The sequence below is a fragment of the Corynebacterium sp. HMSC068H04 genome (genome assembly GCF_001811255.1).
GTDB lineage: Bacteria > Actinomycetota > Actinomycetes > Mycobacteriales > Mycobacteriaceae > Corynebacterium > Corynebacterium hesseae.
This window is the reverse complement of the sequence record NZ_KV803990.1, coordinates 67636-88932: the sequence shown is the minus strand read 5'-3', so window position 1 is coordinate 88932 and position 21297 is coordinate 67636. Positions and strand designations below refer to the sequence as shown.

The 21297-nt window shown below is 60.7% G+C and carries 26 protein-coding genes; 11 read left to right on the top strand and 15 right to left on the bottom strand.

The genetic code is table 11. The annotated features are described in order from the left end of the window. The first annotated feature begins 6 nt into the window (after positions 1 to 6). Positions 7 to 624, top strand: a complete 618-nt coding sequence (locus HMPREF2792_RS05770) for a DNA-3-methyladenine glycosylase I (RefSeq protein WP_083306392.1) — start codon at positions 7 to 9, stop codon at positions 622 to 624. 19 nt (positions 625 to 643) lie between these two features. Here HMPREF2792_RS05770 and glpR read toward each other — a convergent pair whose 3' ends face one another. The 4 genes from glpR to HMPREF2792_RS05750 form a co-directional block, all read right to left on the bottom strand. Further along, the gene (gene glpR, locus HMPREF2792_RS05765; protein WP_369821991.1) at positions 644 to 1873 is read right to left on the bottom strand and encodes a divisome protein SepX/GlpR; all 1230 of its coding nucleotides are present in this window, start codon (positions 1871 to 1873) and stop codon (positions 644 to 646) included. Positions 1874 to 2033: 160 nt separating this feature from the next. Then, positions 2034 to 2750 (bottom strand): GNAT family N-acetyltransferase, encoded by a 717-nt coding sequence (locus tag HMPREF2792_RS05760; protein WP_070520749.1) that lies wholly within the window; start codon positions 2748 to 2750, stop codon positions 2034 to 2036. An 18-nt stretch (positions 2751 to 2768) separates the two neighbouring features. Further along, on the bottom strand, positions 2769 to 4061 hold the full coding sequence (gene glp, locus HMPREF2792_RS05755; RefSeq protein WP_070531662.1) for a molybdotransferase-like divisome protein Glp: 1293 nt from the start codon (positions 4059 to 4061) through the stop codon (positions 2769 to 2771). A gap of 88 nt (positions 4062 to 4149) precedes the next feature. Further along, positions 4150 to 5079: a UTP--glucose-1-phosphate uridylyltransferase gene (locus HMPREF2792_RS05750; protein ID WP_070520743.1), complete on the bottom strand. Its 930-nt coding sequence runs from the start codon at positions 5077 to 5079 to the stop codon at positions 4150 to 4152. Positions 5080 to 5149: 70 nt separating this feature from the next. Here HMPREF2792_RS05750 and HMPREF2792_RS05745 point away from each other — a divergent pair, with 70 nt between their 5' ends. The 3 genes from HMPREF2792_RS05745 to mscL all read left to right on the top strand — a co-directional run bounded on the left by HMPREF2792_RS05745 (position 5150) and on the right by mscL (position 7219). After that, a complete protein-coding gene (locus HMPREF2792_RS05745; RefSeq protein WP_070531661.1) occupies positions 5150 to 5716 on the top strand; it encodes a 5-formyltetrahydrofolate cyclo-ligase in 567 nt (188 codons plus the stop codon). A 55-nt stretch (positions 5717 to 5771) separates the two neighbouring features. After that, positions 5772 to 6416 (top strand): SAF domain-containing protein, encoded by a 645-nt coding sequence (locus HMPREF2792_RS05740; protein ID WP_070531660.1) that lies wholly within the window; start codon positions 5772 to 5774, stop codon positions 6414 to 6416. A 374-nt stretch (positions 6417 to 6790) separates the two neighbouring features. Beyond that, positions 6791 to 7219 (top strand): large conductance mechanosensitive channel protein MscL, encoded by a 429-nt coding sequence (mscL, locus tag HMPREF2792_RS05735; RefSeq protein WP_070520733.1) that lies wholly within the window; start codon positions 6791 to 6793, stop codon positions 7217 to 7219. Between the two features lie 87 nt (positions 7220 to 7306). On the opposite strand, the gene HMPREF2792_RS05730 is transcribed toward mscL, so the two are convergent. The 7 genes from HMPREF2792_RS05730 to HMPREF2792_RS05700 form a co-directional block, all read right to left on the bottom strand. Then, entirely contained in the window at positions 7307 to 7546 is a 240-nt protein-coding gene (locus HMPREF2792_RS05730; RefSeq protein ID WP_070520730.1) for a hypothetical protein, read from the bottom strand. After that, positions 7546 to 8139, bottom strand: a complete 594-nt coding sequence (locus HMPREF2792_RS05725) for a MogA/MoaB family molybdenum cofactor biosynthesis protein (protein ID WP_070520727.1) — start codon at positions 8137 to 8139, stop codon at positions 7546 to 7548. The genes HMPREF2792_RS05730 and HMPREF2792_RS05725 overlap by 1 nt, the downstream gene beginning before the upstream one ends. Positions 8140 to 8248: 109 nt before the next feature. Continuing rightward, positions 8249 to 9742 carry a S1C family serine protease gene (locus tag HMPREF2792_RS05720; RefSeq protein ID WP_083299261.1) on the bottom strand — a complete coding sequence of 498 codons (1494 nt, stop codon included), beginning with the start codon at positions 9740 to 9742 and terminating at the stop codon, positions 8249 to 8251. Between the two features lie 132 nt (positions 9743 to 9874). Continuing rightward, positions 9875 to 11323, bottom strand: coding sequence for a HAMP domain-containing sensor histidine kinase (locus tag HMPREF2792_RS05715; protein WP_232748471.1), 1449 nt, complete (start codon positions 11321 to 11323; stop codon positions 9875 to 9877). A 158-nt stretch (positions 11324 to 11481) separates the two neighbouring features. Continuing rightward, positions 11482 to 12180 (bottom strand): response regulator transcription factor, encoded by a 699-nt coding sequence (locus HMPREF2792_RS05710; protein ID WP_070520714.1) that lies wholly within the window; start codon positions 12178 to 12180, stop codon positions 11482 to 11484. A gap of 239 nt (positions 12181 to 12419) precedes the next feature. After that, complete coding sequence (rpmF, locus tag HMPREF2792_RS05705; RefSeq protein ID WP_010187615.1) at positions 12420 to 12593, bottom strand: 50S ribosomal protein L32; 174 nt, start codon at positions 12591 to 12593, stop codon at positions 12420 to 12422. A gap of 15 nt (positions 12594 to 12608) precedes the next feature. Further along, positions 12609 to 12878, bottom strand: a complete 270-nt coding sequence (locus HMPREF2792_RS05700) for a type B 50S ribosomal protein L31 (RefSeq protein WP_070520710.1) — start codon at positions 12876 to 12878, stop codon at positions 12609 to 12611. A 474-nt stretch (positions 12879 to 13352) separates the two neighbouring features. Between HMPREF2792_RS05700 and rpmB the strand changes: the two genes are divergently transcribed. The 6 genes from rpmB to HMPREF2792_RS05670 all read left to right on the top strand — a co-directional run bounded on the left by rpmB (position 13353) and on the right by HMPREF2792_RS05670 (position 16178). Further along, complete coding sequence (rpmB, locus tag HMPREF2792_RS05695; protein WP_005279911.1) at positions 13353 to 13589, top strand: 50S ribosomal protein L28; 237 nt, start codon at positions 13353 to 13355, stop codon at positions 13587 to 13589. Positions 13590 to 13591: 2 nt separating this feature from the next. Continuing rightward, positions 13592 to 13756 carry a 50S ribosomal protein L33 gene (rpmG, locus tag HMPREF2792_RS05690; protein WP_010187624.1) on the top strand — a complete coding sequence of 55 codons (165 nt, stop codon included), beginning with the start codon at positions 13592 to 13594 and terminating at the stop codon, positions 13754 to 13756. A gap of 3 nt (positions 13757 to 13759) precedes the next feature. Then, positions 13760 to 14065 carry a 30S ribosomal protein S14 gene (gene rpsN / locus HMPREF2792_RS05685; RefSeq protein WP_010187625.1) on the top strand — a complete coding sequence of 102 codons (306 nt, stop codon included), beginning with the start codon at positions 13760 to 13762 and terminating at the stop codon, positions 14063 to 14065. Between the two features lie 15 nt (positions 14066 to 14080). After that, positions 14081 to 14335: a 30S ribosomal protein S18 gene (rpsR, locus tag HMPREF2792_RS05680; RefSeq protein WP_010187626.1), complete on the top strand. Its 255-nt coding sequence runs from the start codon at positions 14081 to 14083 to the stop codon at positions 14333 to 14335. Between the two features lie 243 nt (positions 14336 to 14578). Further along, positions 14579 to 15373: a hypothetical protein gene (locus HMPREF2792_RS05675; protein ID WP_070531656.1), complete on the top strand. Its 795-nt coding sequence runs from the start codon at positions 14579 to 14581 to the stop codon at positions 15371 to 15373. A gap of 88 nt (positions 15374 to 15461) precedes the next feature. Beyond that, positions 15462 to 16178, top strand: a complete 717-nt coding sequence (locus HMPREF2792_RS05670) for a TetR/AcrR family transcriptional regulator (RefSeq protein WP_070520700.1) — start codon at positions 15462 to 15464, stop codon at positions 16176 to 16178. Here the strand turns inward: HMPREF2792_RS05670 and HMPREF2792_RS05665 are convergent. Next, the gene (locus HMPREF2792_RS05665; protein ID WP_118781208.1) at positions 16175 to 16855 is read right to left on the bottom strand and encodes a DNA-binding response regulator; all 681 of its coding nucleotides are present in this window, start codon (positions 16853 to 16855) and stop codon (positions 16175 to 16177) included. The genes HMPREF2792_RS05670 and HMPREF2792_RS05665 overlap by 4 nt on opposite strands. A 134-nt stretch (positions 16856 to 16989) precedes the next feature. Then, the gene (locus tag HMPREF2792_RS05660) at positions 16990 to 18330 is read right to left on the bottom strand and encodes a serine/threonine protein kinase (protein WP_070531650.1); all 1341 of its coding nucleotides are present in this window, start codon (positions 18328 to 18330) and stop codon (positions 16990 to 16992) included. Positions 18331 to 18474: 144 nt separating this feature from the next. On the opposite strand from HMPREF2792_RS05660, the gene HMPREF2792_RS05655 reads away from it, so the two are divergent. Beyond that, positions 18475 to 19158, top strand: a complete 684-nt coding sequence (locus HMPREF2792_RS05655; protein ID WP_070531647.1) for a hypothetical protein — start codon at positions 18475 to 18477, stop codon at positions 19156 to 19158. Positions 19159 to 19175: 17 nt separating this feature from the next. Here HMPREF2792_RS05655 and HMPREF2792_RS05650 read toward each other — a convergent pair whose 3' ends face one another. Next, a complete protein-coding gene (locus HMPREF2792_RS05650) occupies positions 19176 to 20117 on the bottom strand; it encodes a serine hydrolase (protein WP_232748470.1) in 942 nt (313 codons plus the stop codon). 17 nt (positions 20118 to 20134) lie between these two features. Continuing rightward, complete coding sequence (locus tag HMPREF2792_RS05645; RefSeq protein WP_070531644.1) at positions 20135 to 21049, bottom strand: hypothetical protein; 915 nt, start codon at positions 21047 to 21049, stop codon at positions 20135 to 20137. Between the last annotated feature and the right edge of the window lie 248 nt (positions 21050 to 21297).

Genomic DNA, 21297 nt, shown 5'->3' with positions numbered 1-21297 from the left:
AAAGGCATGACTAGTACACAGATGGCAAACGATACGAGACTTGTTTTTGACTCCGCGGGGCTCGGCCGCCCTGCTTGGGCAATGACCTCCCCACTCCTCAAGGAGTACTACGACACCGAATGGGGTATGCCCATCCATGAGGAATCCGCACTGCTAGAGCGCCTCTGTTTGGAGGGCTTCCAGGCTGGGCTGGGCTGGGAGATCGTTCTGCGCAAACGCGAAGCCTTCCGCGCCGCTTTCGTGGGGTTTGATGCTGACCTTCTGGCAAGCTTCGGCGAGGAGGAAGTGGAGCGCCTGATGAATAATCCTGGAATCATCCGGAACCGCCTCAAGATCAATGCGGTACTCGCCAACGCGAAGGCCACGGTGGCCTTAAGAGAGCAGGGCGGACTCGATGAGTTCATCTGGAGCTTCTTGCCGGAAGAGACCATCGCACCGGAGCGCGAAGAAGACATCCCTAAATACACGCAAGAAGCCTTGGACATGTCCAAGGCTTTAAAGAAGGCCGGGTTCAAGTTTGTCGGCCCAGTAACGTGCTTCTCACTCATGGAGGCCATCGGCATGGTCGATGCCCACCTCGTGGGCTCGCACCGTCGCGGTACATCCGGTGTGTGGCCGGCCTAGCGCTCAGCCAACACAGCGCTTAGCCAACTCGACGCTCCGCCAAATCATCACGCCGTTGACGCGGGGTGGGATGAGGACCGTCAAACCCACCGTCGGAATCATCCTCCGAGTACACCGGAAGGTAGTCAAAGTCCGGGCTTTCATCATCGATTTCCAGGATGAGCGCGCCCGGGCGGCGCAGCTTCGGCGGAAGCGACTCGGCGGGGTTCTCCGCGTTCCGCACTCCCAGGCGGGCGCGGCGTAGGTGGTAAATGCGGCGCCGCAACAACTCCCGTTCACGGCGTACCTGGGCGCGCAGCGCAACCAGGTAAACCGTGGTCATAACACCAGCGATAGCCGCCAGCCACCACGTCCATCCACCCACGACGATGCCGAGGCATACCGTAGCTACCACTGCTACCGCCAATCCGATAAGCGTACGCTGACGGCGCTGGTAACGCGTGGCAGAAGCTTCCTTCTCCTTCACCGGATCCCATCCGCCGCGGCCAAGGCGGCGCTGTGCGAAGGCGAGCTCGTCCTCAGACAGCTCGGTATCGCTGCCGCCGGCCTCAGAGTCCTCGGCGTTCAGCTCCGCGGCATCAGCGTTCTCGCTCTCGGCCGCCGTGGATTCTTCCGCGTCGGGAGCACCATCAGCCCCATCTGATTCCTCGGCGTTGGGCGTCGTCGGCGCCTCCTCCACAGCGTCAATAGCACCCGGGTACATCAAATCGACCGGAGAAGTGTAGGCGTCATCGAAGTCATAAGCATCCTCCGCCACCTCAGCATTTGCTGGGGCTGTAAACACTTCAGCAGCATCTGCTTCAACGTCCTTGGTGTCCTGTCCTGCTTCCTGCTCGGCCTCGGCGACGTGGGCGGGCTCCGCTTCGAGCTCGAAGTCCTCTTCAACGGCGTCTTCCTCAACAACCTCGCCGTCAATCGTCTCCGCGACGTCCGAAGTAGCTTCGTCAGAGGTAGCGGTTTCAGCGCGGGAGGACTGCGAATCCTCGCTTACGCCTTCGGCCTCCACCAGCTCGTACTCCGCTTCGTCCGCTGCAGCCCCCGTTCCTGCCTGGGCGCGCGGGCGGATATCTTCCTTGCCCAGGCGCGGCTTGCGACGGCCCGGCACAGAGCCGGAATCACCTTCGAAGAGCACGCGGGTCTCTTCAAAGGCCTCACCCGTGTGGCTCATCGGACGCTGCGAACGCAAAAGCAACGGGGCGAGGATGAAGAGCCACAACACGATTACGAGAATGATCGGCACGGCAGTCATCATGCGGCTGTGTCCCACTTTCAGGGGTCGACGAAAAGGGAATATAACTAGGCCCCTACTCTAGCCGCCCACACCGGCTCCATGGGCATCAACGAGCCCATAAATTACAAGGTTGTTACTTAAGTGAAAACAGAGGTAGTTGAACTAATCCAAGCGCGATCTAGAGACCGAGGATCCGCCCCGCCGCGTGCAGGCGCTCCACCGCGCTCGAGGCAAAATCCTCACGATTGAGCGCCAAGAAGTGGTGGTCCCGCCATGCGCCGTCAATGTGTAAGTTGCGGCGCAGAAATCCCTCATCCCGAAAGCCATTGTTGTGTAGCACCTTGCCCGAAGCAGGGTTCTCCGGCAGGTAGGTGGCGGTGACTCTGTGCAGCCCCACTCGGTAAAAAGCGTGGTCCACGCCGAGGGCGCACGCAACGGTGGCCACGCCGGCGCCGTGTACCCCGGAATGGACCCAATAGCCGATCCAGCATTCACTGACCCCTCCGTGCTGAATATTTCCCAGGGTCAATTGGCCTCGAAATTGCCCATCGACGTCAATGACGAGCGGCACCACCGTTCCAACGCGGGCAGAATCGCGCAAAAACATCAGGTGATTCCACCACGCAGACTGCGAATGCGCCGCATCCCATGACGTCGGCAGCGTAGGTTCCACGGGCTTAAGAAAATCCCGATCCGCCATGCGCTGCTGCCGCCACGCCTCGCCATCCCGACGCAACAGCGGGCGCAGGCGCACCGTCGCTCCGTGTGGGAAAACGCTAGAGCCTCGCAGCCGCACCGCAGGGGTCGCCTCAGGCCACCCCGGATGCTCGGGGTGAGCCTCACCGCTGGCGGGAGTGGAAAACCGCCCTGCGGCAGTACCAAAAGGATCAAGCATGGCGTGCGTAGCTGCCGGCTAGCTTCGTTGGGTCAGGAAGAGGACGTCGACCACATCTCCCGGGCGGATCTCGGTGACCTCCTCCGGGATGCGAATCATCGCGTTCGCTTCTGACAACCCGGCGAGCAGGTGTGCCGGCGCGCCCGCCGCGCCACCTAGCCCTTCCACGAGGTAATCGGAGGTCTCGGCGTCACGCATCAGCCGGGCACGGATGTATCCTCGACGGCCCGGGCGGGACTCCATGTGGTTGAGCACGCGTGCGCGTACGACGCGACGCTGACCGCTGCGCTTGCCTAGGGACAACCGAATCAACGGGCGCACAAAAACCTCAAAGATGACGAGCGCAGACACGGGGTTCGAAGGCAACAGGAAGGTGGGGATGCGCTCTTCACCCAACAGACCAAAACCTTGGACCGAACCGGGGTGCATTGCCACACGAGTAGTATCGACATCCCCCAGCTCATCGAGGACTTCGCGGATTTCATCCGCGCCCGCACCACCCACGGCACCGGAAATCACCAACACCTCGCTGCGCACCAGGTAAGTCTCCAAGGCCTCCCGCACGCGGCGCGGCTCACCGGCAGCAATGCCCACGCGGTGCACGTCCGCGCCTGCCTCCTTCGCGGCCGCTGCGAGTGAGTAAGAGTTCACGTCGAAGACCTGGCCCAGGCCGGGCTCACGGTCGACGTCGACAAGCTCCTTGCCGTAAGAGACGATGGTCACGCGCGGGCGTGGGTACGCCAGCACCTTCGAGCGCCCCACCGCCGCGAGCAGGCCAATCTGCGCCGGCCCCAAGACAGTTCCAGAGGACACTGCCACATCGCCGGGTTGGATGTCATCGCCCACGCGGCGCACGAAGTCTCCCGAACGCACTGGCCGGTGCGAGGTCACGCGCTTGCGTCCGCGGTCGGTCCACTCGAGGGGAAGGACGGCGTCGGCAAGCGTGGGCAAAGGCGCACCCGTATACACCCGCACCGCCTGCTTAGGCTGCAAACGCAAAGGCTGGCGCGAGCCTGCCGGAACCTCCCCCACCACCGGAAGCGAGCGCTCAATCTCAGTCTCCGAGGCAGGAGCATCCGCATCCTCAGCGTCGTGGCGAGTGCGCACCTTGAGGGCTTTTTCTCCCCCGACGTCCACGGCACGCACGGCGTAGCCATCAATCGCCGCCTGCGGGAAGCCCGGCAGCGGCTGATTAGCCTGCACCTCCTCCGCGCACTTGAGACCCAGCGCATTCGCGATGGCGATGCGTACCGGCTCCGGAGTCATCGCTGCATCAAGAATGAACGCCATCTGGTCATCGACCGAACGCATGTACCGCCTACCTTTGCTCTGGGGTATGTGGGGCCTAAAGGGATGGAAGTTACTGGAGTAGAGCTTAGCGCGCTTGGTGCGTCAAGACTTAGCCCTTCAGCCCGTTTTCTTCTTCGTAATCCTCCACAATCTTCTTAATCGCCTTGTAGAGCGCAGGACCGTATTTCTCATCGCGCAGACCAAAGTCCACGTTGGCTGGGATATAACCGCCCGGGTTGCCAAGGTCGTGACGCTTGCCTTGGTGAACTACGACGTGAACCGGGTGTCCCTCCTTGATGAGGAGCTCGATGGCATCGGTCAACTGCAGCTCTCCACCCTTGCCCGGCTTGATACGGCGAAGCGCATCAAAGATCTTCCTGTCGAGCAGGTAGCGCCCGGTGGCCACAAGGTTGGACGGCGCATCAGCCGGATCCGGCTTCTCCACCATGCCCACAACCTTCTTCACTCCCGGCGCGTCGGTGTCTTCGACGTCGAACACACCGTAGTTAAAGGTCTCCTCGCGCGCGACCTCAAAGGCGCACAGCACGCTGCCGCCTAGAGCTGCGCGAACACGGGCCATCTCCCCCATGACGGTGGCGGGCAGAACAATGTCATCCGGTAGCATGACGGCGAAGAATTCCTCGTCATCCTCGAGCACGGATTCCGCCAAGCCCACCGCGTGGCCCAAGCCCAGCGGCTTTTCCTGCTCCACCGAAATCGGGTGAATCAGCTGGGCGGCGCGCTTGACCTTAGCAACCTGCTCGTCTTTGCCGCGGGCGTCGAGTGTCTCAACCAGATCCGGAAACTCCTCGAAGTGCCGCATCACTTCTTGCTTGTTTGGTGCAGTGATCACCGCGAGGCGCTGAGCACCAACCGAAGCGGCCTCTTCCGCAATAAGCTCGATGCCCGGCGTATCAACGACGGGGAGCAGCTCCTTGGGCACGGTCTTGGTGGCAGGCAGGAAGCGAGTGCCCATGCCAGCAGCGGGGACAACGACCGTAGCGATCCCGGTGTGGGAATCCTCGTGTGCAATAGCCATAAGTTCCACTTTACAATGCACCCACCGCTCTCCTGCGCTGCGCTACGCCGTCACATTATGATTAACAACCATGACGACCTCCCCCAAGGACGCCTTAAGAGCCTCACTCCTTAGCGCCCGCCGCGAACGCACCTCTGAACAGCGAACTGACGACAACGCCGCGTGGTGTGCTGGTGTGAGAGAGCTCCTGACTCCCGCGATGCGCATTGCCGCCTACCACCCACTGGGCACAGAGCCGGGCGGCCCCAGCTTCGTAGATACCGTGGCACAGCTCTGCAAAGAGGTTTACCTGCCTATTTCCGGTGCAGACGGGGAGCTTTTGTGGACGCTATATACCGGCCCACAGGCCATGCGCCCGGGGGCGCTGGGGATTGCGGAGCCCGTCGGCCAGCGCCACAGCAGCGAAATCCTGGCCCAGCTCGATCTCATCCTCGCGCCCGCGATGGCAGTCAGCGAATCAGGCATGCGCTTGGGCAAGGGGGCAGGGTATTACGACCGCGCGCTCACGCCTCTCCCCACTGGGCGCCCGCCTGTCGTCGCCTTGGTGCATTCCAGCGAGATCCGCGATGTCCCCTTCGATGAGCACGACCGTCCAGTCGATGGCGTCCTGACCGAGCGCGGGTTGCGCTGGCTTTAATCGCTTTCGGGCCCCGCCCGGGAACCACGCGGCGCCACGCGCAGTCTAAGAAGGTATGGATTTTCTACATGTTCTGCGCACCCCGGGACATCGCCGCAGCGTGTTCCTGCGCCGCGTTATCGCAGCTGTCCTGCTCGTGACCGCCGCGGCCAGTGCGCTCGCTTCCACGCGTGAGCAGCCCCGCGTCGTGGTCATGGCCCGGGACGTGGCGGCCGGGGAGACGCTAGCGCTTGGCGATGTCTCCGTGGCCCGCGTCCCCTCCTCCGCTCTTCCCGCCACGGCGTTGGGAAATAACCCAGAGGATGCCGTGGGACGCGTGCTGGTAGCGGCCGCGAGCGCTGGCGAAATCTTGACCACAACTCGCCTACTCAGCTCAGATCTCGTCGCAGATTTCGGTATGGACAACGGCCACCTCATCCCGCTTACGCTGGCTGAGCCGGAGATTTCTCGTAATCTCCACCATGGAGATACGGTCAACATCGTCGGCACGGTCGAGGATGGGCCCGACGGTACCGCCCCCGCACGCGGAAAGACTATTGCCCGTGGCGCTCGCGTCGTGTCGGTAGGAACAGGCGGAGATGATGCACGCACACAATCGTTGCTCGTTGCCCTCCCCGCCGAGGCGGCCGAGGACGTCGCTGCCGCTTCCCTTGCGCAACCGCTCACGGTCGTCATCGTGGGCGACCGTGCCCACAATTAAGATGACACTGTGAAGATCGCCGCGTTTGCGCATCAATGGTGCCGCGGGATGTTGCCACCACCAACAATCTCTGCCTAGTATGGGCGCATCCACTCAGGCGCTAATGTTTGTGTGTCTTTCCTGTCTCACAACGTCGTGGCAACGCATGCTGTGAGCGCTCAACAGTGGTCTTTTCTATTCCAGCAATTTCCCCCGATGCTTCTTCCTAAGTAGGCACTCCTACCGCTTCAAGAATCTCGCTCCTTTCGGCTCCTTCCGGCTCATCACGTGCTAGGTACCGCCTCATTGAACAGCGTTGGTTCTCTCACCGCGCGCTGCGCCGCAGCCGCGCACTACCGAAGAAGCATTTACTCCGCAGAAAAGGACATATTCCCATGCTTAAGGGCTTTAAAGATTTCATCTTGCGCGGCAACGTCATCGAGCTGGCCGTGGCCGTCATCATCGGTGCTGCATTCACCGCAATCGTTACCTCCATCACGGACCACCTCATCCAGCCGCTGATCAACTCCTTCGGTTCCCCGGACTTCGGTGGCCTGGGCTTCGCGATTACCGACAATCCCGAGACCTTCCTTGACTTTGGTGCGGTCATCACGGCACTCATCAACTTCCTGATCGTCGCTGCCGTCATCTACTTCGTCATTGTCGCTCCGCTCAATGCCGTCACCGAGCACGCTAAGCGCCGCCAGGGTGTTGACCCGGAGGAGCCGGCTCCGACCGCCGAGCAGCTGCTCGCTGAGATCCGCGACCTGCTCGCTGCTGAGAACGGTGGCACCACCACTGAGAAGCCAGGTTCCAGCTTCTAATTCACAAGCAAAACCTGCAATCCCGCAGAGCCAGCACAATGCTGAAGCTCTGCGGGATTTCCTTATGCGCTCTAGGCCCTCGACGCGCTACTGCGTAGTACCAAAGTGCGGCGGCATATTCTCGCGGTAGAAAGCCTCACCGGTGACTTCGTCTTCGCTGTTGCCATCAAGGCTTACGATGCGCAGCTCATCGGCGCCAGCCCCAGCAGAGGTACCAGCCGCCTGCGATACTGGCCCGCCGGGCACGTCGAAGCTGCGGTCATAATTCTGGGCGGTCGACGGGCGCTGAGCACGACGACGGCGGGCACGTGGTGCGGAATCAGCCATTAGACGCTGGATTTCTGCAGCTGATCAACTAGATGATGCACCAAAGGCGTCAAGGTTGCCATGCCATCGCGCACCGCCGCGCGGGACGAAGCCACGTTGACGATGACCGTCGAACCGGACACTCCTGAAATACCGCGGGAGGTGCAGGCATCCACCGCGCCGCATGCCTGGCCGGAAGAGCGCAGCGCCTGCGCCACGCCCGGAACCATTTGATCCAGCACCGCGCGGGTTGCCTCAGGAGTTTTATCGCGGGGGCCAACGCCCGTGCCACCGATAGTCAATACGAGGTCAACTCCCCCGACCACACCGGTTTCAATCGCCTGTCGGATTTTGGATTTCTTGGAGCGAACAATCACTGCGCCGTCGAAGGTGAAATCGGCTTCGGCCAGCAATTCACCCGCCAAACGCGATGTGTCCTCCGTTGACTCATCTGGGTGGTCGGTAACGATCACGACGAGCGCGCGACGCGGCGCCTGAACGCTTTGTTCTTGCTCGCTCGCAATGAGGAAGGCGTCATCGGGCTCGGTAACATCATCAAGTTCGTGTGAGGCATCGCGCCCCAACAGCTCAGCTGCGTCGGTGTTGTCTGCCACGGAGGTTCTCCTTAAAGGTGGGACGGAATCTTCCGGAAGTAGTTGCTTAAAAAGGTGTCAGGGTGCGGTATTCACGCGGTGCTTGCGCACCGCCCGAGTATTTGTAAACTTACTCGCTCGCCAGCGTTACCTCTACCTTTCTCACGTCTTCGTTGTCGCGGCCCTTAACTTCCAGTGTCACGGTTGCCCCAAATTCCTGCGAGCGGGTTGCCGCAATCAGGGCATCGGAGCTTTCAATGAGCCGGTCGTTGACGCGAGTGACCACATCACCGGACTTCAGTCCTGCTTTATCAGCCGGGCTGCCAGATTCCACATCAACGATTTCCGCGCCAAGGGTATCGCTCTGCGCACGGACCTTAACGCCCAACGTGGGATGCTTGACCTTGCCGTTATTGATGAGCTCATCGGCCATTCGCTTAGCAAAATTTGAGGGGATGGCGAAGCCCAGGCCGATGGAGCCGCCTTCGGCATTCGAACCGCCAGATAGCGAGGCAATCATCGAGTTCATGCCAATGATGTTGCCCTCCATATCCACCAGGGGACCGCCGGAGTTACCGGGGTTGACGGCTGCGTCGGTCTGGATGGCGTCGATAAGCGAGGACTCCCCACCTTCCTGTGACGCACGCACCGGGCGGTTCTTGGCCGACACAATTCCGGACGTCACCGTGGCGTTGAGCCCCAGCGGGGAGCCAACGGCAACTACCTCCTGCCCCACTGCGGCCGCGTCCGAATCACCAAACTGGAGGAAAGGAAGATCGCTGACGTCGTCGATTTTGATGACCCCGACGTCTGTCGTCGCATCGGACGCGACAAACGTAGCGCTATGGCGCGAACCATCATTCATCGTCACTTCGAGCCTCCCTCCCTGATCCGCGCCAGCAACGACGTGGTGGTTGGTCAGCACATAACCATCTGGGGAGATAATTGAACCGGAGCCCTCGGCACCGCCAGAGCGGGTCATGGAGTAGATCGACACCACCGACGGCAGAACCTTCGATGCTACGTCCTCCACAGAGCCGGCGGCCGGCTCGTTACCGGTGCTATTGGCCACCGGCTGGCGCTCGAGAACCTCGTTGACCGTCGAGGTCGAGGATTTATCGTCACCGGCTTTGCCAACCACGGCACCGGTGACGCCGCCAACTGCAATGGCTTCAACAAGCATCATCGCCAACGCGGTGCCCATTCCTACTTTGCGCTTGTTCTTCGGTTCGCTCCCCTGCTCCACGACCTGCGCGCCTGCGCCTTGCTGACCAGCGAAGCGTTCGTTCTGATTCCCCTCGGGCGCAGCACCGAAGCGCTGTCCTGCATATGGTTGTGCTGCGCTCTGTCGCACCTGGCTTTGCTGACCAAAGCCATAGGTTGAGCCGCCATACGGTGCTTGTCCCGCGCTTGGCGCCTGAGAAGGCTGAGCACCAAACGACGACGGGCTTCCCGGCCCGCCCTGTGCGCCGTAGGGCGCTTGCTGCTGCCTTCCCTGTGCCCACGAGTCCGAGCGCGGCTGATTCCAGCCGTTTGATGAGCTACCCGCAGAAGGCGCCCCGCCCTGCTGCTGTGCTTGTCCCCGTCCATCAGAGTTCTGCGGGGTATCCATGGGATTATCCATGTTCGAATTCCTCATATTCATGTCAGGTAGTGTGCACCATCGCGCTGGGGTGTATCTGTCTCTGCTCTGCCAGTGTGCTAGGAAAAGCTGTACATTTCCTGTGCGCACTGAACTGGGGCGATACTTTGCAGACTAGCTTTGGTTAAACCACCGCTCTGCAAAGATATGCCCCCGGTCGTGTGGGTTCTCCGAGTGCTCCTCGGCTGGCTCCTGAGATGTCTCCTCTGCGTCTTGCGCATCGAAGGATTCTGGCTGAAACTCGTTCGGAATTTCTTCCAGTCCATCCACCATGGCATCCCCCTCGGTGGGATGCCCCGGCAGGATAACCTCCATGCGTGTTCCACCGTCCGCAGAATCCTTAATGGTGATCTCTCCATTGTGCCGCTCAACGACGGATTTCACGATGGCCAAGCCCAATCCGGAACCAGGCATTGCACGAGCTTCGGCCGAACGGTAGAAACGCTCGAACACCTTGTCGCGCTCCTCGGGCGCGATACCGGGACCCGAGTCATCCACACGCAGGCACACCTTGTCCTCTGCCACTTGCCGCATGGACACGCGCACGGTACCCGTCGGCGGCGACCACTTCGCGGCGTTATCCATGAGATTGAGCGTGGCACGCCCCAAGGCAAATGGGTCACCATCCAACATCCACGGAATAAACCTCACGCGGAAGTCCACGTCAGGGCGCCGGCGCTTGGCACGATTAAGGGAATTCTCCAGAACCTCGTGCAGCTCGACAGGTTCCGGTTCCTTCTCAGTGGCATCTTCGCGTGCCAAGTCCACGAGATCACCGATCAGGGTCGACAACTCCGACATCTGCGCCATCACGTCGTCTTCCAAATCACGACGATCTTCCTCGCTGATGCCGAATCCGCCGCCGGATTTATTCAGCATCATGAGCAGCTCGATATTGGTACGCATGGAAGTTAGCGGCGTCTTCAACTCGTGGCCGGCATCTGCCACGAACTGCGATTGCTGCACGCGCGCATGCTGCAGGGCAGACAGCATTCGGTTGAAGGACACCGTCAGCTGCGACATCTCGTCATTGCTCTCCACCGCAATCGGCCGCAAGTCATTAGTCTGCGTCACATAATCTGCCGCGCGCTTGAGGCGCGCGATGGGTTCCATACCGGTCTTGGACACCACCATTCCCGCGAAGACGGAAAGCAGCACGCCGAACGCCACGATAATGAGCAGAGCCGAGCCCACCGCGGAAACGATTTCCTCGGTCGGCCCTAGGTCCTTAGCTAGGACTACCGTGGCCCCGCCGTCCTCATGCTTAGCCAGCACGCGCTCCCCACCCAAAGTGCGGATGGAGCTTTCCATAGTGTCCCCGTCGGGCTTAAAATCGCCGCCCACGGGCAGTACGTCACCAAATGCAAACGCGGCCGACGGTGGGGAGATTGAGATCCGAGTCGAGGGGTTATAGAGCTTGAATGAGGAAATTTCCTGGTCGATGTTCTCCACAAAGGCCGGATCCTGCGCCTGCTGTATGAGTACGTCGGCTTGCTGCATAATCTGCTTATCGACGCTCGCCGTCATCGAAGCCGCGACAAGCCAATAGGTCACAAACGTCATTACTGCCACGGAGAAGGCAACAACAACACCGGTAACCAAAGAAAGGCGCCACCGAAGCGGCGCCCGTGAAGCCCAGCCGCGTCGGCCTGAGCGGCCTAACCACGCAGTGGTATCCAGGTCTTCAGAAGGCACCGCATCAGGCGCGGGCCTCCGCAAAATCACGCGATAGCCTCCCTCATGACATAGCCAACACCGCGCACGGTGTGGATAAGACGCGGCTCACCATTCTCCTCGGTCTTTTTGCGGAGATAGCCAATGTAGACTTCAAGCGCATTTCCGGAGGTGGGGAAATCATAGCCCCACACTTCTTCCAAGATGGTGTTGCGGGAGAGCACCTTGCGGGGGTTCTCCATCAATAAACGCAGGAGAGCAAACTCGGTACGGGTCAGGGAAATTGGACGGTCGCCGCGAGTAACTTCACGCGTATCTGCATCAAGCTTGAGGTCCTCGAAGCTTAGCTGCGTCTCAACCGGCTGCTTCGCCCCGATGGAGTCCGCAGCGGCACGCCGAACCAAAGAACGCACGCGAGCCAAAAGCTCCTCCAGCGCAAATGGCTTGGGCAGGTAATCGTCGGCGCCAGCATCGAGACCTGCAACGCGATCGGACACGCCATCACGAGCCGTCAGCACGAGAATGGGGCGGTCCCAGCCTTCGCTGCGCAGGGTGCGGCAGACTTCAAGGCCGTCCATGTTCGGCATCATCACATCGAGGATCAGTAGCTCGGGGTTATCACTGTGAACCATCTCGACAGCCTGAACGCCGTCGGCGGCCAGCACAACCTCGTAGCCATTAAACTTCAGGGAGCGCCGAAGCGATTCACGTACGGCCTGCTCGTCATCCACGACAAGAATCTTCATAATCTCAATTATGTCCTATCTAGGACGTTTTCACGAAGTAGGCCGCATTCTTTCGCCCCCTTATACCCCCTTAGGCCGCTGGTTTCCCCAAAAAATTCAAGGCCGCCTCGGCGGCCCACGCCTTAGCAATCATGGAGAGCTGCGAGCGCGCAATACATGCACACGACAAAAGCCCCGAAGATTCACTCAAAGCGGTGAATCTTCGGGGCTACAGTCACAGACTGAAGACCTGAGAGGCCTTAGAACTGCTCGACGTCAACCAGGCCAAGCTTTGCAGCCTTGACCAGGCGGCGCGGGATGCGCACGGTCTGACCGTCGATGGTGACTTCTTGGAGGGCGACATTGTCAGCCTTCCACTGGGAACGGCGAGAGTGGGTGTTCGCGCGGGACTTCTTAAACTTAGGAGTTGCCATCTTTTCCTATCCTCCTTACGCGTTCTTCTTCTTGCGGCGAGCCATTGCACCGAAGCGCTGGTTGAACTTCTCAACGCGGCCAGCGGTATCCATAACGCGCTGCGCACCGGTCCAGAACGGGTGAGACTCAGCGGTCACGTCGACGACGATGAGCGGGTACTCGTTGCCGTCTTCCCACTCAACGGTGCGCTCGGAGGTAGCGGTGGACTTGGTCAGGAAGGAGTGGCCGGTACCGGCGTCCTTGAAGACCACCGGGTGGTAATCCGGGTGGATGTCTTTCTTCATATGTCGATTCCCTCAGGGTTGAACTACGGGTCGGTTCCTTCCGTGACGCGTGAGAGCGTGAAAGGATCGTGCCCGAGTTGGGTCTCTATACTTACAAACGTGCGGCTCGCGCCGACAACTTGAAACATCCTACAGGCCGCAGGCATCAAAATCGAAATCGCCGCAGTTCATACTCCTCAGAGCAACGCAACGGCAAGCGCAAACAATCACCCCGCCAGCACCTTCGACGGAAATGGCGCTTGGATAATAGGTATCAAAGCCGGGTTGCACGACAGCGGTGATTAGGTTCTACAGGCCGCGGCATGTAAGATTTCCCCTTGCTGTTGTCAAAGTAATCGTTTTACGCCCCATCAACTGGTGTTCAACGGATTAAGCCTCCTGCTCAACCTCACTTTTTAGAGCGCCGCGCCTCACCGCGGATATAGGCACTCCGTTAGTCGCTTTCGATGTGGGCGGCTAGGAGAAAGAAGACCCATGTCGGCTATTTGCCAGGTAACGGGCCGCAAGCCGGAATTCGGCAAGCAGGTCTCGCACTCGCACCGCCGCACCTCGCGCCGTTGGAACCCCAACGTGCAGCGTCGTCGGTACTACCTGCCCTCTGAGGGCCGTACCATCACCCTGAATGTTTCCACCAAGGGCATGAAGATCATCGACCGTGACGGGATCGAGTCCGTCGTGGCCAAGATTCGCGCACGTGGGGAGAAGATCTAAAGATGGCACGTAATGACATCCGTCCAATCATCAAACTGAAGTCCACTGCGGGCACCGGTTACACCTACGTGACCCGTAAGAACAAGCGCAACAACCCGGATCGCATCACCTTGAAGAAGTTCGATCCGATCGTCCGCAAGCACGTCGAATTCCGCGAGGAGCGATAATTTATGGCTAAGAAGTCAAAGATCGCCAAGAACGAGCAGCGCAAGGAAATCGTCGCCCGCTACGCGGAGCGTCGCGCTGAACTCAAGGCAATCATCAAGAACCCGAACACCCCGGACGAAGAGCGCCTCGAGGCGCAGTTCGAGCTGAACCGTCAGCCGCGCGACGCCGCTCGCGTCCGCGTCCGTAACCGCGACTCCGCCGATGGACGTCCGCGCGGTTACCTCCGCAAGTTCGGTCTGTCCCGTGTCCGTATGCGCGGCATGGCTCACCGTGGTGAGCTGCCGGGCGTTCGCAAGTCCAGCTGGTAAAGGGGTACCCATACAATGGCTGTCAAGCGTAATAATCACAAGAAGTTCCGTATGGAGCAGACCCGTCGCCCGAAGAAGAACCCGCTCAAGGCCGAGGGCATTGAGAAGGTTGACTACAAGGAGATCAAGACCCTGCGTCTGTTCATCTCCGATCGTGGCAAGATCCGCTCCCGTCGCGTCACCGGTCTGACCCCGCAGCAGCAGCGCCAGGTTGCTACTGCCGTCAAGAACGCTCGCGAAATGGCTCTCCTGCCGTTCACGTCCCGCTAAACACTAGCTGGTTTCAACAGCGCACTTTTGCCGCTGTACTCGTGACTCACTAGGACAGGACAAAAGAGCTTTTAAGCCGCCGCCTACCTCCCCGTTTAAGGGGCACGGTAGGCGGCGGCTTTCGTTTTCCGCCTGTCCTCTCTTGGGGATCGTGCACCGCACCTGTCTTACTCAGAACTGGCACCCCCGAGTGCTACATTGAAGGGTTAGAACGCCCCTGATGGAAAGGGAACTTAAGCCTTTATGCCACTGCACTCATCACTCACAGACCTCAGCGAACTCGCTACCCACTGCCAGTCCCCCGCCCATGCACGCGGCTTGTTGGAAGAAGCGCAGGATTTGGTGCGCAACGCTACCGCCCACCGGGGAGACGGTGTGGAACTCGCTGCGTGGTTTTCTCGCGTGGTCACGGACATCGTCCGTTCTCCAGGTCTCGCCAGCCCGGTTCGCCTCACCGGCGCCGCTGCCCGCGGCGACCTCCTCCCCTCACTACCCATCACGTGGTTAGGCACTGACGAGCAGCTAGAGAAGGTCATCACCGAGGCCGGTTTGACCTGCGGCGCGGTACAGGATTGTGCATCAACCCGTGCCGATGCTGGCCTCCCACTGGGGTCTGGCGGCGAGGAGGAGCTCTACGCCGAGGCCGTGTCACAGCGCCCAGCACCGCTCAAGCTCGTGGATGGGCTTCCCGATCGTTTAGCCGATGTGTCAATTCGTTTTTCTTTGCTGGCGCCCATTTCTGCCATCGCGCGTTGGGCAGCACCAGCGCCCCGCCCCACCCAAGACCGTCTTGCCATCGGCGTGGAGCGTGAGCTGCTCACCACCGCGGAGGCGGAGGGCCTGAGTCTCGCTTGGGGCACGGGCATCGCGCTGGAGTTGGGGCGGTGGTACGAAGGCGTCGTCCAGCACAGTGTCGTGCTCGGGGATCTGCCTCCACTGGACCGCACCGCCTATGGATCGGCGTGCCGCACAGTCTCCGCTGCCTTTGAATCCCTCATGATTCGGCACGGTAATGTGGTTGGCAGTAGTGAAAGCTGAGCTTTAGCAATCGCCGTTTGCGGCGGAGTGTACGATTACTGATTTGCCGTCAGTTATTACTTGAACATTATCGAAGGGAGTCCGCCTCATGGCAGGTAGCGTTGGCAGGCCACGGAAGAATAGCCCACGCCGCCGGGGTAACACCGCGCGCGAAGAAATCCTGGATGCCTCATCCGAGCTTTTTACCACCCAGGGTTTTGCTACAACTTCCACGCACCAAATTGCTGATGCCGTCGGCATCCGTCAGGCTTCGCTGTACTATCACTTTCCTTCGAAGACCGATATCTTCCTCACCCTGCTGAATTCCACCATCGAGCCCTCGCTGGAGCTCGCGGATGAGCTTGCGGCCTCCGATGCCGCGCCGGCGCAGCGCCTGTGGTCACTGGTAGCAGCCGAATCTCGCCTGCTTTTGACCTCGGCGTGGAACGTCGGCCGCCTTTATCAGCTGCCGGTGGCTAATTCCCCCGAGTTCGGTGAATATCACGAGCAGCGCGACCGCCTCAAGGATCACTTCCGTACTGCCGCCGCAGGAATTGTGGGCGCGGACGATCCGCGCATCGAGCTCCCCTTCCACATCGCGCTCTCCGTCATTGAAATGCGTCCCAATGATGGCAACGCACCGTTTGATGCCTCGCAGCGCGTGCCGGAGCAGTCCGCCATGCTTGCCGACGCCGCCCTAGCAGTCCTCGGCGCCACCCCTCCCGACGACGCCGAGGCGACCACCCTGGAGCTGCTCAAGAACCGCAACGACTCTATTTCTTCCGCCGCCGCAGCCGCAGCAGACCGCAAGAGGTCGGCCCGCTAGCGGCCGTGTCGAATGGCGTAGTGCGCCAAGAAGGTCTTATAAGGCTTGTAGGCCTTTTCGCCGTCAGCGCGGAGGTTATCGACGAGGCGATCCATCTTGTGGTTCGTCTTCTTTTCGGTCCACCCCAGCGCCTCAGCAATGTCGCGCACCGAGGGGATATCGGCGTCGGTAGAGCCCGGCTTCTTGAGGTAGCTGGCTAGCTGGCGCAGCAGCTCTTCTTGCTCATCATTGGGCACGTGACGGGTGCGTGTGCGCTCTTCATCAACGTCCTGCTCGCGCTTGGTACGGCGCGAATAGTTGCTGTTTTCTACGTCGATATACAGCTCGTAGGGGCATTCTGGCGTCTCAAAGGTAACCCTCGATGGCCCTGGGGGTACCGCCGCGACCGAGCGGGGGCCGAGGTCAATGCGCGAAAATCCTTTGACCCCGCGCAGCTCGATGCGCAGAGGGATATGGCTACCCACGTTGCAGATCATCCATCCCTGGCCGCCATACCACAGCTGGAAGAGTTGGCGGTGCAGGCTGAGGTCCTCCTCACCCACCCGGAAGTCACCGGCGCGGCCGACGATGACTTCCTCACCCGGGGAAATAACCTTCACGCCGCCGATCAGGTCATCGATGCGCAGCCTGGGCCCCCGCGGTGCGTTCTGCGGCGGGCGTGGTTGTTGCTGGCTCATGGACACCTCCGTAGGGCTGGACAACTCGCGCTCTTCGCCGGGTATGTCGGCGAGGCGCCTTCAAACAGTGCCCTTCAGTGTAGCGGCTCTCACTATGTCTCGGCGTGCTAAGCCACAGCCCAGTTCAGCTGGCGCTAGGCCACGATAGCCCACGTCACTATGAAAATAAGGATGATGACCACGACGGTGACCGTGATGATGAGGGCATTCGAATTATCCTTCGCGGCCGGCTTGCGGGTTGCCCGTTGAGGAGTAGACCGTCGCTGCACCGTAGACCCTGGCATCGCCGGGGTAACTGGTGTGGAGGGTGACACGGTTCCCGAAGACGCGATCGGGTTAGAGGGAGCGACGAAGCCAGTTGGCCTTGCCCGATCCATGGACCCAAAGGAGGCGGAGGGCTCCGGCCAACGCTGGGGTGATTGCCCCTGTTGGCCAAACTGTCTCGGCCGCGCAGTGCTTCGTGTATTCCGCGGCTGCTCTGGTTGCGACGAAGGCTGCGGGGCTGGGGCGCCGCGCAGGGCTGGGGCGCTACGCGGGGCAGAGGAAGTAGGGCCGGAAGCGGGCTGGGAGGGGCGGGAACGGGAGACGTCGTCAAGCGCGGCGATGAAGTCCTGGGCCCGCGCATAGCGCTGCATGGGCACGCTGTTGAGCGCCTTGTTCAGCACGGTCTGTACCTCCGAGGCAACGCGGGCAGTGTCTTCTGCAAGGAATGCGGCGAAGGCATCGCTGGACAGATCCGGGATACGGCGCTGTCCTTCCCACTCGCTGCGCGGCATCGTGTCCTTGAGGTGGTGAAGCGTGAGCATCTCGAAGGCGATAAGCGCCAGCGAGTAATCGTCCGCGCGCGCCGACATGTCATCATCACCATAAGCATGGCCGTTATTCTCTGGGGCCAAATACTTTTCGGTACCCACGATGTGACCGACCTTAGTCAGGCGCGACTGGCCTTCCTCGATACTGATTCCGAAGTCACTCAGCACAGCCGGCGGCAGGCTGCCCGGGTTTTTGCGCAGCAAGATATTGGCGGGCTTGATGTCCCGATGCACCCACCCGGGGTGCAGCTCGTGGTGCATATAGTCCAGCGCCGCGGCAATCGGTTTGAGGTAGTACACCACCTCGGTGACCGTAGATCCCCTCCCCTTGTTGGCCCGTTCCCGGATCGCCTGCGCTAAGGTTCCACCGTCGATGAACGCCATGACCATCACGTCATCCCCGCGCGGCGTCGATTCCTTGGAATAGAACTGAACCACCCCCGGGTGGCTACCGATCCTGGTGAGAGCCTTCATTTCGTTGTGGAAACGGGCTCGAGAGGCCTCATCCCGGACATCATCCAGCAGCACTTTAACCGCGAGCTCACGGGACAGGTCCGGATCGGTTGCATGAAAAACCTGCCCCATGCCGCCCTCGCCCAGCAGGTACACGGTGGTATACCGCTTTTGCTGGGTAAGCCATTGCACGAAGTAGGAATTAGTCACCGCCCCATTGCACCATATGCATAGCAAGGCTTGAGGTTGCCATGTCCCATCGCCCCCAAATGGAGGGTGCTACCCCGCAGTTCCGTCTGGTTGTGCGGAGCCAGATATGCTACCTGTAGTTCTCTACTGTTTTCCAAGGACCCTATGAGCACCCCAGGATTTGGCACTAACCATTACGCACATAAGCCCCCTACGCCGGCGTCGGGCCAGACTCAACGGCCCCAGTCAGAGCAGCGCAACCTCGTTCCGATCATCTGCGCCATTGCAATCCTTATCGCACTGCTGATTGCCGGAATCGTGATTTGGAATGATGTCCGTTCCACCAGCCAGGCAAGCCCCGAAGCCGGCAGCGCAACGGAGCAGGAACCCACCCGCGTAGGCGGGGCTGCGCCGGAGGAAACGGCCGCAGAAGAAGGAACAGCTGACGACGAGGAAACTGCTGACGACGAGGAAGCCGCTGATGAGCAGGCACCAAAGACTTCTCTAAATCCTGATGCTGCCGATGTCCCCGAAGGACTCACCGCGGCCGGATGGTCCGACTACCCGGAGGCACGCTGCCAGCACGGCGAGAACATGATTTTCGCTGCCCATGGCTCGGATCCCGATTCGCACATTGTGGTCTGCGAAAAGCAGGACTCCCTTTTCTACCGCGGAGTCTGGTCCAGCGGTGCTGCCTTTGGTCCGGCGCGCGGTGAGGGAACCTCCTTTAGCGCCACAATCCTCGATCCCACCAGCGGGGATGACACCGGCTCCGTGCTCAACATCCGGGGTACGGACTATGACATCGACGGGGAGGCCGGAAAATTCGAGGACTACTGGCCTCACTAGGAACCGCACTAGGGCTTTTAGACAGCTCCCTGCTGGCATCCCGCGTCCGGCCACTCCACCTGTGCGGTTTCTAGTTGCCTGACTAGTCGGGTGAGCATCTGCTGGGCTTCGCCGTAATCACCGGATGGTGCTGCGGCAAAAATTGCCACCGCCACCGTGTGCCCACCCAGCGTGATAAGCCCCATCTGACGGGCCTCATAGGAACCGTCCTCGGCAGGCCCCCAGCCGCCCTTCACCACTGCCCCGTCGAGGGTGCGAAGGCCATACTGTTGTGCCGGATCATCATCACCCATGGCCGCGAGGATGGGATCTGCGCCTTCCTGGCATCCCAGTGCGGCGACGAATGTCGCTTGCTCCGACACCGGCCACTGCGTTTGGCCGAAGGCGCTAAACCCTGGGCGCGGTGGCGTGGCGGGAACGGTGGCTGTTCCGATGATTTTCTGGGTAGCTTGTGCCGCCTGTGCTCCCCCGCCGAGGGCTTCCCAGAGAGAATCGGCCGCAGCGTTATCGGAAAAAGTAATTGCCCGAGACACAGCGTCCGGATCCGCTACCCCGGCGCGTTCGGCGGCGATGGCCAGGGGGACTTTCGCCGTGGACCATGCGGGCCGCGGGTCGGTGATGCCGGCAGCCGCGACGGTCTGTGACCCAGCCACCGCGATTCCGGTTCCCGGGTTGTCGGCGGCGATGGCGTCGACGGCTTCCTGAAGGTCGGTGGCCTTAATCACGGATGGTTCCTTGTCGAGGATGGAATCAGGGGCAGGACTTGCGGACGAGCCGGAACCAGAATCAGGAAGGGAAGGCTGCGGGCTGCTTGCTGGAGCACTTGGTTCCGGCTGAGAGACGTCCCCGATGGTGCAGGCGCTAAGCGACGCCACCGCGATCCCCACCAACGCTGCCAGTGCCGCAGGCCGGCGCCGCGGGCGTTCATGCGTGCGGTCTGGGCGTGTTCTGAGTTTCATCGTTGATCGCCTACGCATTAGAGGATGTATACAACCGCGTTATTGCCGCCAGCGCAGGTCACGTACTCGCCGTTATCGGAACAATCCATGGTGTAGAACTGCTTGGTCCACGGACTAAAAGCCCTAATCGTGGCGTCGAACTCGTGGGTGTCCACGTAGTGTTTGACGTATTCATCGCGCACGGAGTTGGCGAACGGCTCCGTCGTCACCTCAGTGCCGCGATAGACACTGTTGAAGTTGCCGCCGGGCTCGTTGTTACGCGCGGCGTCGTTCGCCGGGATCGCGCCCGCGGGCAGGTCAGGGTGCTCGGGGCGCTTCTGCGCCTTGGAGGTCGTCGTAGCCTGCTCTGAAGTCTTTTCAGGCTCTTCCGCAGCTGAAGTTCTATCTTGTGGCCCCTCATTCTGCTCGGTGAGTTGGGCAGAGGTCTGGGGCGATTCAGCCTGGGATCCTGAGTCAGCGTGTTTAAAGAAAATGAGGTAGGCCAACGCGGCAATAACGAGGATTACTGCCAGGATCAACACGCCGATGAGCACAAGCTTTCCGGAATTAGAGGAACCATGGTTTCCGGCATCGTCCTGTGCATAGGAATTCGCATAGGCAGCCGGCTGCTGATCGTACTGGCCAAATCCGTCCTGCGGCGCCGCCTGGGGCTGGAACTGTTGCGTGGGGAATTGCTGCTGCTGAGGATACTGGCCCTGGGATCCGGAGGGTGCAAAAGGATTTGAGTAGTTGCGCTCACCCGATGGCGAGTAGCTCGGATTATTGCCCATGTTTTGGGGGTATTGCTGGGGCTGTACCGGGCGCTGTTGTGTTGGCGGGGCTTCAAAATCCGCGGTTTCCGGGTGGGTTTCTTGATGAGAAGGCTGCGGCTGGCTGCCGTTTCCCTGCTGGGGATGCGCGCCGAATCCATGATTGCGATCTGAATCAGTCACCGAAGCCTCCGTAGATCGTGACGTTTGCAAATGCCAATAGGCGTTTTCTATCTGTCCTATTTTTGCACAGTCACAATTCTCTGCGCAGCGTTTACGTTTTTACTCGCGCTTTGCACAGTGTGTACTCTGCTGTGCTGCCAGCACTTCCTGCCCCACTGGGGAGTATTCCCACGAGCTTCCATTGAAGTCCCCACGGACGGTGCTCGAGGGTTTAGATTGTTAGAGGTATCTCGATGCTCTAACTTCCT